Consider the following 14,163-nt stretch of genomic DNA (forward strand, 5'->3'; position numbering starts at 1 on the left):
AAAAGGCTTCCGTAAAATGAAAGAAATACATAAAATGATTCCTATGGAATAATAAAGCTGGCTACACAAAAGTGTAACCAGCTCCTTTTTAATAATCTATATGCTATGCCTGAACATCTGCATAATCTTCCATGTCTTCGTACTCTTTTTCCAATTCCTCTAAGGACAGCTCGTATAATTGTCGGTCGCGAATCTTAAACACACCTGCTCCAATTAACTCATCAATTAAATGCCTCTTACGATTTTCAACAGCAAAACGGAGTTGACTACTCATCTTTTAAAAAACTCCTTTCTACGATCATTGAAAATGATAATCTTTATCAATTACCACTTTTGATTATAAAAGATGACTCTTTATAAGTAAAGTAATCTTATGAAATATTTACCTTGCAAAGTATTTGTGGCCACATTATATATATGTATGCTGCGCGAAAAATGTTATGACACTTTTTCATATCCTTTTTCTTTCATACTTTGCAAGTTGTCTCACTATGACTAAATTCACCATCAATTTCTACTTGAATGGTGACATGTTCTACATGAAACTTCTCCTTTAATACATCCGTAGCTTCTTTTAGTACACTTTGTGTTTCATTACCTTTAATAATGAGATGACAAGTTAACACTTGAAAATCCGATGTAACAGACCATATATGCAAATCATGAACTTCTTTTACAATCGTAATATTTAATAATGTATTTTTTACTTCTTCAACATTTATATGCTGCGGTGCACCTTCCATTAATATATGAACCGTATCACGTGTTACACGCCATCCACTTATAATTACTAAAATAGACACAAGAATACTAGCAATCGCATCTGCAACAGTCCATCCGAAAAATTTAATAAGTAACGCAGCAATAATCGCTCCGACTGAACCTAATAAATCGCCTAGTACGTGTAAGAACGCACTTCTTAAATTTAAATTCCCTTTCACATCTCCGCCCCTCATTAATATCCAAGCTGATGTAATATTAATGAGCAAACCAAGTACAGCAATAATGAGCATCCCATTACTAGCAATCTCAACTGGTTCTTTAAAACGACGAATTGCTTCAATAAAGATGTATATAGAAATGACAATAAGAACGACACCGTTACATAATGCCGCTAACATTTCGACTCGTTTATATCCGTATGTTTTTGCAGCTGTTGCTGTTTTCTCTCCAAGCTTGAACGCAAGTAAACTTAAAGCTAAGGATACTGCATCACTTAACATATGCCCCGCGTCAGATAATAGTGCTAGGCTATTTGTTACAAATCCGCCAATAACTTCAGCAATCATAAAGCTTGTCGTTAATAGGAAGGCAATTAGTAACGCCTTTTTATTTTTTGAATGACCGTGATCATGCGAATGTCCCATACGAATGCTCCTTTAAGTACAATATCTATACATTAGTATGAAACAAACTCCCCATCTTTATCCCGAATTGACTGTTCGTAAACACCCACTTCCTTCTGTATACTCACTTCGCTATTTTTCAAATAATCCCTTTTTCTCAAATAAAAACAAGACTACTTCTTTTTTATTTTCATATTGTTTACTAATGAAAGAATTTTTAAGGAGGCTACTAAAATGAAACATTTATTTCTCTGTATGGAGCGTGAACTTGTTGTAGTAAAAGAACAATATGGTAACTATGAAACAGCATATCACTTACAAAATATGCAACCTACCTGTATCGCCGTTGATCCGTTCCACCAAAATCGTGTATATTGCGGAACATTTGGACGAGGTCTCTGGTTAAGTGACGATAGCGGAGATTCATGGAGACCAATTGGAGATTCTTATCGTTACTTTGATTTCCCTAAAGAGGATGGTATTTTACACTCTTCTATCACTTCCATAACGATAAGCTCAAATGAACAAGTTAACGGATATGGCGTCGTTTATGTCGGCACAGAACCGAGCGCTTTATTCCGTTCAGAAAACGGTGGTGAAACGTGGACTGAACTTAAAAATATGAAATCATTATTATCTTCTTATACGTGGGCTTTTCCGCCTAGACCTTTTACCCATCACGTGCGCTGGATTACAGTGGATCCAAACAATCCAAATACAATACACGTTTCAATCGAAGCTGGTGCTGTTATTCAAAGTAACGATAGAGGGCATACATGGATTGATAAAAAATTCGGTGCTCCTATCGACGCTCATCAATTACTTATGCACCCTGAAGCTCCAAATCGCCTTTATGCATCATGTGGTGACGGATTTATGAGTGGCCCTGATCGCGCTTATCTAGAAAGTTACGATAACGGCAGTAGCTGGATATCATGTAGTGAGGGACTTGAACATCATTATTTATACAGTATGGCTATCGATCCAGCTGATTGTAATACAATTCTCGTTTCTGCCGCACCAAGTGCTGATCTTGCTCATCACCGTATTCCTTATGAATCTTATATATATCGAAAAACGAAAGATACTCCTTTCGAGCAAGTACAGCAAGGATTACCTTCTGCAATTGGTACGGTCATTTCGATGTTTGCGACAAATCCACTTGAACCTAATACTTTCTACACTTTAAATAACAATGGTTTGTTTCAATCCAATGATAGCGGCGAATCTTGGGAGCAGCTACATATTCCGTGGAAAGAGGAATATAGAACGCAACATCCACATGCTTTACTTGTTACTAGTTCTTAACGAAAAGAGACTGCCTATTTTTTTCAGGCAGTCTCTCTTTTATTTCTTTAAATCAATGACAATATCATCTAACACAATACCCTTATTGCCTCCCAGTTTTCGAGACACAAAACTCTCCTTTACTTGTCCTCCAGCCATTGTTACCGATCCATAATTTTCAGGAGTGTGAATTCTTAAATTAACGTGAGGCGTTATTATTAGCTTAGTCGCATTCTCATTAAGTTGTTGGAATGTTTTACTCCAATTAAAATTATAAGAATCCTCACCTGAGCCTCCATTTCCTTCCCCAGAATACTGGTTACCTATATCATCTCTCACTTTTAAATCGACATCCACTCCATCCCATACACTCCTTATTTCTTGAGATACTTCTTGGTTGTAGTATAGAATAAACGACATTGGTGTTATTTCCATTCTCTCCATATTTACTTTTACACCATCTTTTTCTGCACTACCTCTAATCCATTTCTCTTTATTTTCTATTCCTTTTAGATTAATGTTAAAATTCCAATCCCCTTTTATCTCTTCTTCTGTTTCTAAAATGTCTATACTTTGTATACTCCACTCAACGTTCACTGCAGTTTCTTTACTACTAACTAAATCGCTACTTGTTCTTATTAAACCTGTATATTTTCTATCAGCGACTTTAGTAATTTTATTGCTTCCTGATTGGGCACCTGCTCCTTTAATAATTAAAAAATCCAACGTACTTGGATTTTTGCCTAAATCTCTATTACTTTCTATAGAATAGTTTATTGATACTGTCTTCCCATCGAAAATCGCATCATTAATCGTTATCTTAATTCCATTGCTTTCTTTTGTCATATTTAGTACTGTAGCGTATTGTTTATAATTATAATGAAGCCCCGTTGTCTTCTCTACGTCAGCTTTAGAATTTTCATATAACCCTGTTCTACCATTATCTAAAAATCGGAATATATCACCTACAATTGGCAATCCCCCAGCATAAGTCGGAAATCCAATGCCAAGCATGGCAACCGATACGCCGACTAAAATAGACGCAGCAGCGACACCTTTTTTCCAAGTTTTCATCTTTTTCTTCGTACGTATCGATTGTTTTAAATTACGTTTCACTTTTTCTTTTTCAATTTCAGAAGCCTCAATTTCCTCAAGTTCTTTTTCATCTATATCAATATCATTTAATAGCTCATAAATGTCTTTCATATTGCACTACCTCCAAAACTAATATTCGTAGCATTTTGTTGTAGTTTCTTTTTTCCACGGTACACTCGATTATCGATTGCTGCCCTGGTTAATCCTAATTTCTCTCCTATTTCCTCTGTCTTCATGCCGAGGAGATATTTCATAATGAATACTTTTTGATCTAACGGTTCTAATTGATTAATAAGTTTCAATAATTCTTCCCTATCTTCCATAACGATTAATTCGTCTTCTGCCGATTTTTCCGTACTTATATGAAACTCATCTGAAATGATTTCTACCTTTTTAGTCGCTTTCCGGTAATAATCAATTGCCTTAAATTTTGCAATCGCTGCAATCCATTTTTTAAAGTCACTCTGCTCTCCATGAAACTTATTTGCGTTATTCCAAATGGAAAGAAAAATATCATTTATGCATTCCTCTATAAGTCCATCATTTTGAACTGGAAGAAGAACTTTATGCGTTATCCCCTTTATAAGCGGTAAGTATGTATCGACAACAAATTCTAGCGCATCTTCTTTTTGCCGCTGTAATCTTTTTATAAAATTTTTCTCATTTGATTTCATGTAGCGATTCCCCTTATTTTTTTGTAAAAGCTTTTACACCCTATATAACGTCCAGAAAAAAGTTTTCTCTCATCTTTTTTATTATTTTTTGTATGTAATGGAATACTTTTCCTCAGCTATTGTCTCATATAACTTTGCATTTGAAGAATATTTTCTCAAGTTTACACTTTAATTCATGTAGTACATTATTTATGCGATCATTCTTTAACTTAGTGTACATTTTATTTCATTACAGGATTAGCTTTTTACCAAAAATTCCAAGTCTATGATCCAGGTGGTGCTATAGCGACATTCGCCGGATTTATGGATACTAAAAATAGGATTAAAAATGGTTAACGACGTATCATATTCATATCGCTTAACAAAAAGGAGTTCAAGGACAAAAATCCTTGAACTCCTTTTTATTTATTCATTCGCGCATTGTTTATTTTCAGTATCGATGGACCATCCAATAATCGTGGCACAATCTCTACCTTTCCACTGCAGTACATTTGTTAATACAGGCTCAATCTGTAAGCTATTTCCGTCGTGTAATATTTCTACTAAAGATTGATCATCATCAAACCTTCGTTTATCACACTCTAAAATACCATCCGTTGCCATTACAATGTGATTTGTTCCTTTTTCTAATCCCCGCACACCTGACGTAAAACAAGGTGTATTTGCTGCAAAAATATTTTTTCTGCCAATATATTCGTAATTCTTCCGCTTATTTAATCGTCCTTTTCCATTTTTCGTTTGCTCTGAATGGAATAAATACGCAAAACAATCACCAACTGATAGCCAATATAAAAATTCACCTTTTCGCAAGCAAATTAAGCAGGCAAGTTCCTCATCATCTTGATCACATTTTTCAATAAATAACTCATCTGTAAATAACGCTAATAAGTACATATGTGTATGATGAAAAGCTAAATGTATCGGGTATGAAAATAACTCTTTTAGTTTCTCTTTTCTTTCCGAAATCGCTTCTATTATATAATGGATATTTTTCGTTTTATGATGTGTATCAAAAATCATAACAAATTCAAATTGTAATTCAGGATCCCACCAAGCAAGCACTGCATCTCCTCTTTCATATGCATCACTCTCTTGATTTCCACCGTATACGCCGACTGAAAGAGGACCACATTTTTCAACATGTATTTCATCTACATACATCTGTTCATGACTCATCCATTTGAATGTATTCACAGCTATCATCCTCTCTCTTGCTAAATGTATACCTTTACACATAGATTACCTTATATTTCAATAAAAATAAACTTTTTCAACATTTTTTATCCAAATAAAAGGATTTTATTTCTTATCTGGCGAATATATCTTAATATACGATATAAAAATAGGAGGATTTATTATTATGAAAGACTTGAATCAACATTGGGAGAGCATTTATTATCACTTACGATATGAATATGAAGACAATCTTTCACACCAAGCAATTCGTATTTTACAAATCGTTTCCCGCGAGAAAGATATAACAATTGGAAAAGTCGCTACTGAGCTTAGTCTTTCTCATAACACAGCTTCTGAACACGTAAAGCGCCTTATTCAAAAGGATTTCATCGTTAAAGAAAGAAATAAACAAGATGAAAGGGTCGTAAATCTTACATTAACAAAAGAAGGAATTGAAGTATTAGAAAAGCATACTTTACTAGATAAAGAAAAGATAGAAATATTAGAATCACAGTTATCAAAAGAAGAACAGCAATTAATCGAAAAAGCCTTTTCGTTATTAGCGAAGGAGGCACAATATGCATTTCCTCGTTAAGGTTATTGTTTCGGCACTTATTATTGGTGTTATTACTGAAGTCGCTAAACATTATAGTACGATAGGAGGCTTTATTGCCGCCCTTCCTCTTGTAAGTTTGCTTAGTCTATTTTGGATTTCTTTCGAAGGTGGCAATAAACAAGAATTGAGTCAATTTGCTTTAGGCGTATTATATGGATTTCCTGCATCAGCACTACTATTATTTATCGTCTATATCGGTTTAAAAAACTCATTTGCACTTAGTACATCTGTCCTGTTCGGTATAGGTGTTTGGTGCATCGCTTTCGCTTGTCAAAAATTATTTCAAGCTTAGGAGGAATTATTATTTATAAATTTGTAGAGATATTGGGCCAAAATATAGAAGTATATATAAAAGGAAATCATAAACAAACTGTAGTCATTCAGACCGGAATGACTTGCTCATTTTATGATTGGCTTCCGATTATTGAAAAACTTTCAAAACACTTTACAGTCGTTTCATACCATCGCCCCGGTTATGGAAAAAGTGAACTAGGGAATCATTCACGTACTACATTACAAGCAGCAAAAGAATTACATATGTTACTACAAAAACTAGCTATTCATGAGCCCATCATTCTAATCGGTCATTCCTATGGAGGGTTATGTGCACAACATTTTGCGATGTTACATGAAGATAGACTGCAAGCACTTATTTTAGTTGATTCTACTTCCATGAACTTACACCGATTAGATGAGCTTCATTTACCGATTTCTGATCAAACTGATTCTGATGATCTGTGGCTTCAAAAATATACTACGTACTCCAAAATGGATGTCGCCACACTTTATAATGAACTAAAGCCTATGCTCGTCGATCAATCGAGCACGCTAATTGAATTTTCTACCTCTCCTTCATTATATAAAGCGACAGCTTCTGAACTATCGGAGTGGAAAAATTGCGCTCGCTCAATAAAAGAGTTATATAAAACATTAGAAATACCATTAATCATTATCGGTAGAGACCCTCATTATTCTATTACTCAAATGATTGAAAGTGGTATGCCAAAAGAGGAGGCAACTCTACTTGAAGCAATGTGGCAAGAACTTATTCATGAACAATTACATCTCTCAATAAATAGCCAATATATACTTGCCGAACATGCTTGTCACGGAATAGAAAATGATCGACCCGATATTATCATTGAAGCTATTCAATCCTTACAAATAAAAAAAGGAAGCAACTAAAGCTGCTTCCTTACTTATCTATTCATAATCTTCTTCATCATCAATTTCTTCGTAATACGCATTCTCATTGCTTACATATATAGGACCATTCGCGACATCAACACGTAGTACCCATGCCCATGGCACAGCTAAACGTTTATGTATTGCTCGCCAAAATTTCATTGATTTTCTTTCGTACTCCTCGAACTCGTGAAGTAACTCTTTATAGGAGGAACCGTCTAACTGAACATTTGCTTCTAATAAACGAGAATGGGCATAGTACTGTAACTCAAGTTCAGCAGCAATTTCCATTTCTTCTTCCGTTGCCATACCAATAATTGTTCCATCTGCTGGTACAATTTCATATACGTTGTGAACCTCAATAAGCCCTTCTTTCTCTTTCTCAAACATGTAAACAGCCTCCTTTAACAAATATTTTTTGTTACAAAGTCATATTTCTACAATAACTTCTCTCTTTCCTTCTTTTTTGATAAACTTTTACAAAATATTTATCTGATGACCTGTATGTTCTATTCTTTCAGCAGAAATTAAACTTTCATTATGAAAAGTCAACTTAAATACATCGGGCATATGAAGTGTTTTCCAAAACTGAAAATCATATTTCGAATCAAAATAATTCATAAGTAATACCATAATATTCCCATGAGTTCCTATTACAATATTCTTACCTTCATATTTTTTTAATATATTTTGCATACATATTACAGCACGCCTTTGTGCTACATCATTCGATTCTCCGCCTTCGTGTGCAAAACTCCAATCTTCCCACACCTTCTGAATCGCATCGTTAAAATTATGTACTGGTTCTGCGCTTAATAACCTTTCCCGTAAATCTTCTTCTACTTGTATTGATAAATTATATGTATCCGCAATTCCTTGCACAGTTTGAATCGCCCTTTTATATGGAATAGAAATAATAATATCAATATGCTTACCTTCCAATAAGCGCGCTACATCCTCTGCATCCAAGTGCCCTTTTTCAGATAAAGGCCGTTCCCGTTCTTCTTTTGTATATGTAGAGTGTGCATGACGAACGAAATATATTGTAGTCATAACTATTACCCCCTTTCCTATGAAAATAACAATCTCTTTTATCTAAAGAGCCTTCTTACACATTATCACTCATTACTACAGTGACTGGTGCTCCTACCATTAACGCATCTATTCAATTAATTCGATTAGATATCGGTTAATTCCTTTGAGTACTTTTCTCATAGCACAAAAAGGTTATTTCATTATTATTTATTTCTAAATTCCTCATTTGCTAACATATCAAGAATAAAATAATCTACATTATTTCTAAGTTTTTGATATGCAACTTGATCATCTATATCGTTAAACATAATTACAACTTCTACTTTATTCCCTTTCTTATCTGTAGTATACAAGCTCTTTGTCAATACGAATGCGGTAGAACCACCTTTTTGACCAGCATATTCAAACTTACTATTTTTAACTGTTCCATTAAAAACATTCTCAATTTCATCTTGCATTGATTTTGGAAAATAATTTCTACTATTTATCTTCTCCATTATACTCATATAATCTTTAGCATTTGCACCTACTAATCGATCTGACCAAATGCGTTGGAATTCCATATCTACTTTTAATGGAATATCCCGCTTTTTCCATTCTTCTTCATCTTTCATCCATTCATGTATTTGTAACACGTGTTTATTATATTCATCTTTTGACATGTTACGTAGCGTTTTTAATGATTGATTTTCTGGCACATGAAGTTCTTTTTCTACGTATCCTCTCATATATAGTGAAGCAGTATATGAAGTAAACTTATCATGACTAGTAAGCTCTAACTCTTTTATACTTTCATTTACTCTCTCTATTCCAAGCTTCTCTAACAAATATGTTGTATTTGCATTAGAACTATAGTGAATCATCCCTTTGGTAACTTCTTCTAAAGCTATTTGTTCATTTTTCACTAACTCTCTAGCATGGATATCTTCTAACCACGCAGGATGCGCTCCACCATCAGTGTTTTTAACGTAGTATTTTTCTAACTCATGTAATGAAATCCGTTCATCTCGGCTTATCTTTCCTTCTGAAACTTGTTTAGCAAACTCCACTGCTATTACAATTTTAGCCATACTTGCTAATGGCAGTTTTTTATTTCCATTTATCGATGTTAATACTTCACCATTCCGTCTAATAAGTAATGAACATGTTTCATCATCTTTCTGTTCTTTTATATAATTTAAGACATAATTTGGATCTTTTTTTGACAAATAATATTTCATAATTGCAAAGAAAGCTACAATGACAACTACAATTACTCCCACAATAATCCCTATAATCTTTAATATATTCACAATATGCCCCCCTCTAACAAATTCCCTTCTATATAATCATTATACCGAAATAAATTACAAAATTATACAAAATAGAATAACTCTCCCTACTAATAGGAAGAGTTATTCTATTTCACATGCAGTTATTTGGGGTTCCCGAGCTTTTCTTTAAATTTTTATTATCTGAAACATAACCTGATGTACTCATTTCATCCCTCTTTTCCGCTCCTACCATTATGCACTTAACGATGTATCGTATGGAAAAAATAGATGATATGTGCCTATTCAGTACATAATAAAAAACATGCTTTCATTATGAGAGCATGTTTTGTGATATTCTTCACATTGTTTAGTTAAAAAATAAACGTTTACTTACCATGATGTAACATTAAATCACTTAGTTCTTCTTCAATGTGATTTAATTTCGCAACGCCTTCTTTCCATTTATGAATATAACGTGAAACCCCGACGAAAAATAAAACAAAAATTGTAGAAAGAATAATACCATACACGATTGCTACAGTACTCATAGTTACACTTCCTTGTAATTAGTAATGTTGTTATTAGTTATATTTTTATTATAAACCTTTTTCTTTTAAAATACTTCGATTTCAATTTTTTGTAACAAAATTGATTTTTCTAATATTTCACCCGTAAAAATGGAATATTTTTCACAAAATATACAAAACTTCACCATATGTACTATTACCATATGAGTTATATTATTAAATAGAATAAAGGGGATGATTATACTATGACGACTTGGTTTATTGTAATGTTAGTTGTATTTGGGGCATTTAAAATTATCGTTTCTAGCCTTCCGAATTCTGTTATTGAATCCATTATTAGCAAGTACGAAACACACCCACAACTTGAGGAAGAGAATGTGACTGTTACAATCAATGGCAATAACTTAGAAGGCGAAAAGAAATCTAAAATTATTCATGATTTTAACGAAGGTTTATTTTTAGATCGTTATTATGCACCACCGCTAAATGAAGGTACTCCGTTAATTATCAATGCAAAACGTGGCAAAAAAGATTTTACATTTTATATTTATAGTCATGAAGAACATGTTGATGTTGTAAAGCAACATAAAAAGAAGGTAGTTGCTTATAGTTTACGCTCTAAAAACTTACAAAATAGTGATATGTTCGTATCTGCTGATATAGTTTAAAAAGCTGTCGTTATACACGACAGCCTTTTAAATTATAACTCTATTTATTTTTCTTTTCCTCAATTTTTGCTTGCGCCTCTTCCGCCTTATCTAATGCTTCTGAAACTTTTTTCTCTTTCTCTTTCACTTCATCTATACTATCGACGGCTTTAATGAGTTTATCAATTCCTTCTTCATCCACTTTTTTTTGCTTTGCCACTCTTTCATTTACTCTCTTTTCAACATCTTTTGCTTTTTGAAGCATATTTTCTGCATTTGATGTCACAGCTTTTTCAAGTGCATCGTCTTTTTTCTTTTGCAACACTTCATTTGCAATATCTTTTGCTTCTAAATACTTGCCGTCTTTTAATGCCGTAGCTCCGTGATCCATTATCTGAGCGATTTCTTTATATGACTTCGCTTTATTTCCTGATTTTTCTTTTTCTGCTTTTTCAAACCACATCTGTGCATCACTATATTTTTCAGTTGTCAATGATTGCATACCTGTTTCAATATACGTGTCATAATTACTACATCCAGTCATTACGACTAACAGAAAAAGCATAACAAAACTTAATTTTTTCATGATGTTTTCTCCTTTTCTTTGTCTGCTCACTTTACTGTAACATACATGAAAAAGAGTTTCAAAAACTATAATACTATTTCAGTCATTTTTATATTGTTAAGTCAAATTTTCTTTTAGGCAGACACATCCACTTGCTTTTTCGCCACATGCTGCTTTACTCCAACTAATACAACTAACAATAATCCTCCGCCTAATGTCATCATAACAATGCTAGTTGGCAACATATCTAATAATAATCCATATACAATCATACCAAGCGGCGCGATTGCAGTAGCAATTGTTTCAAGTAGGCCGAATACACGCCCTAAATAGTTTGGATCTGTCGTCTTTTGCATATGTACTTGCATCGGGATATTTACAACCATCATTGATATACCAGTTAAAATCATAAAAGCGATATAGTAAATAAAACTTGCCACTTTCGGAATGGTAACTAACAATGGAAAGACTGTACATAAACTCAAGCCCGCAAATAAAAACAGCCCAATATAAACAGAGCGAAACGGATTATTCACTTCTTTACGTACTGATAAAACAATTGCACCAATTAGCATCCCAACTGCTAACATTCCCTCTACAACACCGAGTTGCTTCGAGGATAGATGCAAATTTTGAATAATAATATATGGAAGCGAAACGAAAAGTGCACTCGCAAAAAAGTTTACCCATAATGCAATTTTCATTAAACCATATATTTCATGCTGTCGTTTTATATATGAAAAACCTTCTTTTATGCTCGTCAAAAAATGCTCTTTACTTTCAGCCATTTCTTTTTTATATAAATCAAATACGATAAATAATTGCACAATAACCGCTAAAAAGAATGTAATGCTATTTAACAGGAAGAAAGATTTAATTGAAAAGAAACCAAATACAACTCCACCAATAATCGGTGCTAAAATATTCGATAAAGATGCTGCCGTCTGGTTCAAAGCACTCGCCTTTTGAATACGCTCCTCATCTACTAAATTAGGAATAGACGAAGTTAATGCTACAGAATAAAAACTTGCACAAATTGATAATAATGCTGCTGAAACATAAATAAACAGAAGTGACGGCCCAAAAGTAGTCGCAAGAATAAACATAATAAGCATCGTTAAACTACTTAATAAATCTGTGCCAATGACAAGCCATTTTCGATTGACGCGGTCAGCTACAGCACCTGCAATCGGTCCACAAATCATTCTTGGTATTGATCCGCAAATAAGTGTAGTTGCAAATCCCATCCCTGAACCAGTTGTCTTTAATACGTATAACCCCATTGCAAACGTATAAATACCCGCCCCTAACAAAGACGTCATTTTTCCAATCATCATTAAAATAATATTTCTCGTTGCAACCCTCATTTTCGAATCATTTTGACCTATACTTATATCCCCCATTGTGACACTCTCCCCTTAAAAGTTAAATTGTGTTAAACTTATTATATAATCAACTTTCCAATTTTTACAACAAAAAGTTTAATTGTATTTAACTTTTTGATTATAAAGGAGCAATAATATGGCAACTCTCGGCGAAAAAATTAAAGTGTTACGAAAAGAAAAAAGGCTTACGCAAACTGAGCTAGCAGGTTCAGAACTAACAAAAAGTATGCTAAGTCAAATTGAAAATGGAAAAGCTACACCTTCTATGAAAACATTGCAATATATCGCTGACAAACTTGGATGCGAAACGAGTTTTTTACTAGAAGATGATGATGTAGAAATTGTAGAACTCATTCAACAAACGGAGAAACTAATTAAGGCAAATAAGTGTGATGAAGTATACGAGATTTTACTACCTATCGTTCAAAAAGAGCTACCTCCTACTTTAAATACTGCTCGTTTGTATAAACAATTTGTAACTGCTGCGGCTATAATGAAAGATTACAACATTGAATATTACGTTGAAAAAGCCACTTCTATTTTTGAAAAATATACTTTATACCGTGACAGTACGGAAACAAAGTTAAAATTATCTTATACGATATTCACACGTAAAAAGTATGCTGAATGTTTACAACTTATAGCTAGTATCCGAAATGACTATGAAGAGAAACATTTAGAAATGGATCTTATCATACATATCGAGTTATGTTTATATGAAGCAATTATTTTACTTGCATGTGGTAATTATGAAAATTGTGAAAGAGTCATTTTAGATGCACTTGCCTTTTCAAAAACACATCAAGTGTATTATAAAACAGATGAATTTTACCGCATATTATCTTATCAAAAAGTCATCACGGCTGATAAAGAACAATATTTACACTACATAAAAAAATCTGAGCAATTTGCCATTTTCACAGAAGATACTTTATCTGCTGCGATTGTTGATATTTTAAAAGCGTACTACTACAATACAATTACTAATGAATATACAATCGCATTAGAGCATCTAGAACAATTTCGAGAAAAACTAAAAGATGAACCGCTTTTTCAAGATGACGGATTATATTATCTTGAAAAAGGAAAAGCTTTGTACGGTTTAAAACGTTACGAGGAAGCTTTGAAAACATTACAACGTGCTATCATACCAGATTATATGAATCATCCACTTGATCAAGCGTGGCTTACAACAGCAGGGGCATATCGCGCTCTTTGTTACGTAAAACTTAATGATAAAAAAAGCGCTCTTGAAGAAGTAACAGAAGCAAACCAATTCATACAATCTTATCCCGATTCCATATTCTCTTTATTCATTAAAGAAACATTAAAAATAATACAAAAACTTTAAGAATGTCTCGAAATGGTATAT

General features: G+C 33.3%; 18 protein-coding genes and 1 pseudogene. 6 read left to right on the forward strand and 13 right to left on the reverse strand.

The annotated features are described in order from the left end of the window. Positions 1–103: 103 nt before the first annotated feature. The gene (gene fbpA, locus COC96_RS04105; protein ID WP_098267373.1) at positions 104–274 is read right to left on the reverse strand and encodes a Fur-regulated basic protein FbpA; all 171 of its coding nucleotides are present in this window, start codon (positions 272–274) and stop codon (positions 104–106) included. Positions 275–467: 193 nt separating this feature from the next. Continuing rightward, complete coding sequence (locus COC96_RS04110; protein ID WP_098768362.1) at positions 468–1,367, reverse strand: cation diffusion facilitator family transporter; 900 nt, start codon at positions 1,365–1,367, stop codon at positions 468–470. A gap of 213 nt (positions 1,368–1,580) precedes the next feature. Here COC96_RS04110 and COC96_RS04115 point away from each other — a divergent pair, with 213 nt between their 5' ends. After that, the gene (locus COC96_RS04115; protein WP_098768363.1) at positions 1,581–2,654 is read left to right on the forward strand and encodes a WD40/YVTN/BNR-like repeat-containing protein; all 1,074 of its coding nucleotides are present in this window, start codon (positions 1,581–1,583) and stop codon (positions 2,652–2,654) included. Positions 2,655–2,693: 39 nt separating this feature from the next. Here the strand turns inward: COC96_RS04115 and COC96_RS04120 are convergent, their stop codons facing one another. From COC96_RS04120 to COC96_RS04130, 3 genes are all read right to left on the reverse strand, one after another. After that, positions 2,694–3,839 carry a DUF4179 domain-containing protein gene (locus COC96_RS04120; protein ID WP_098768364.1) on the reverse strand — a complete coding sequence of 382 codons (1,146 nt, stop codon included), beginning with the start codon at positions 3,837–3,839 and terminating at the stop codon, positions 2,694–2,696. After that, a complete protein-coding gene (locus tag COC96_RS04125; RefSeq protein WP_098768365.1) occupies positions 3,836–4,402 on the reverse strand; it encodes a sigma-70 family RNA polymerase sigma factor in 567 nt (188 codons plus the stop codon). Before COC96_RS04125 ends, COC96_RS04120 begins: the two co-directional genes overlap by 4 nt. 405 nt (positions 4,403–4,807) lie before the next feature. Next, positions 4,808–5,638: a protein phosphatase 2C domain-containing protein gene (locus tag COC96_RS04130; RefSeq protein ID WP_098267368.1), complete on the reverse strand. Its 831-nt coding sequence runs from the start codon at positions 5,636–5,638 to the stop codon at positions 4,808–4,810. A gap of 124 nt (positions 5,639–5,762) precedes the next feature. On the opposite strand from COC96_RS04130, the gene COC96_RS04135 reads away from it, so the two are divergent. Genes COC96_RS04135 through COC96_RS04145 form a run of 3 tightly spaced genes read left to right on the forward strand, consistent with a single transcriptional unit; the run spans position 5,763 to position 7,379 of the window. Then, entirely contained in the window at positions 5,763–6,173 is a 411-nt protein-coding gene (locus tag COC96_RS04135) for a MarR family winged helix-turn-helix transcriptional regulator (protein ID WP_088231158.1), read from the forward strand. After that, positions 6,157–6,486, forward strand: coding sequence for a DUF3147 family protein (locus tag COC96_RS04140; RefSeq protein WP_088231157.1), 330 nt, complete (start codon positions 6,157–6,159; stop codon positions 6,484–6,486). Before COC96_RS04135 ends, COC96_RS04140 begins: the two co-directional genes overlap by 17 nt. Further along, the gene (locus COC96_RS04145) at positions 6,447–7,379 is read left to right on the forward strand and encodes an alpha/beta fold hydrolase (RefSeq protein ID WP_142339954.1); all 933 of its coding nucleotides are present in this window, start codon (positions 6,447–6,449) and stop codon (positions 7,377–7,379) included. The genes COC96_RS04140 and COC96_RS04145 overlap by 40 nt, the downstream gene beginning before the upstream one ends. A gap of 18 nt (positions 7,380–7,397) precedes the next feature. Here COC96_RS04145 and COC96_RS04150 read toward each other — a convergent pair whose 3' ends face one another. The 6 genes and pseudogenes from COC96_RS04150 to COC96_RS04175 all read right to left on the reverse strand — a co-directional run bounded on the left by COC96_RS04150 (position 7,398) and on the right by COC96_RS04175 (position 10,397). Beyond that, positions 7,398–7,769, reverse strand: a complete 372-nt coding sequence (locus COC96_RS04150) for a hypothetical protein (protein ID WP_098267366.1) — start codon at positions 7,767–7,769, stop codon at positions 7,398–7,400. Between the two features lie 87 nt (positions 7,770–7,856). Continuing rightward, positions 7,857–8,432, reverse strand: a complete 576-nt coding sequence (locus tag COC96_RS04155; RefSeq protein ID WP_098768367.1) for a histidine phosphatase family protein — start codon at positions 8,430–8,432, stop codon at positions 7,857–7,859. A gap of 185 nt (positions 8,433–8,617) precedes the next feature. Beyond that, positions 8,618–9,706, reverse strand: coding sequence for a serine hydrolase (locus COC96_RS04160; protein ID WP_098267364.1), 1,089 nt, complete (start codon positions 9,704–9,706; stop codon positions 8,618–8,620). A 124-nt stretch (positions 9,707–9,830) separates the two neighbouring features. Then, positions 9,831–9,935 (reverse strand): annotated as a pseudogene (locus COC96_RS27900) (cupin domain-containing protein); the annotation flags it as partial. 118 nt (positions 9,936–10,053) lie between these two features. Continuing rightward, positions 10,054–10,215 (reverse strand): hypothetical protein, encoded by a 162-nt coding sequence (locus COC96_RS04170; protein WP_002171285.1) that lies wholly within the window; start codon positions 10,213–10,215, stop codon positions 10,054–10,056. 65 nt (positions 10,216–10,280) lie between these two features. Then, positions 10,281–10,397, reverse strand: coding sequence for a multidrug transporter MatE (locus COC96_RS04175; protein ID WP_088231154.1), 117 nt, complete (start codon positions 10,395–10,397; stop codon positions 10,281–10,283). A gap of 42 nt (positions 10,398–10,439) precedes the next feature. On the opposite strand from COC96_RS04175, the gene COC96_RS04180 reads away from it, so the two are divergent. Continuing rightward, positions 10,440–10,862: a YfmQ family protein gene (locus COC96_RS04180; RefSeq protein WP_098267363.1), complete on the forward strand. Its 423-nt coding sequence runs from the start codon at positions 10,440–10,442 to the stop codon at positions 10,860–10,862. Between the two features lie 40 nt (positions 10,863–10,902). Here COC96_RS04180 and COC96_RS04185 read toward each other — a convergent pair whose 3' ends face one another. Then, the gene (locus COC96_RS04185) at positions 10,903–11,427 is read right to left on the reverse strand and encodes a DUF4398 domain-containing protein (RefSeq protein ID WP_141536053.1); all 525 of its coding nucleotides are present in this window, start codon (positions 11,425–11,427) and stop codon (positions 10,903–10,905) included. Positions 11,428–11,540: 113 nt separating this feature from the next. Beyond that, the gene (locus tag COC96_RS04190; RefSeq protein WP_098267361.1) at positions 11,541–12,809 is read right to left on the reverse strand and encodes an MFS transporter; all 1,269 of its coding nucleotides are present in this window, start codon (positions 12,807–12,809) and stop codon (positions 11,541–11,543) included. A gap of 118 nt (positions 12,810–12,927) precedes the next feature. On the opposite strand from COC96_RS04190, the gene COC96_RS04195 reads away from it, so the two are divergent. After that, positions 12,928–14,142 (forward strand): helix-turn-helix domain-containing protein, encoded by a 1,215-nt coding sequence (locus COC96_RS04195; protein WP_098768368.1) that lies wholly within the window; start codon positions 12,928–12,930, stop codon positions 14,140–14,142. Positions 14,143–14,163: the final 21 nt, after the last annotated feature.

The sequence above is a fragment of the Bacillus cereus genome, assembly GCF_002577405.1.
GTDB classification, from domain to species: domain Bacteria; phylum Bacillota; class Bacilli; order Bacillales; family Bacillaceae_G; genus Bacillus_A; species Bacillus_A cereus_AU.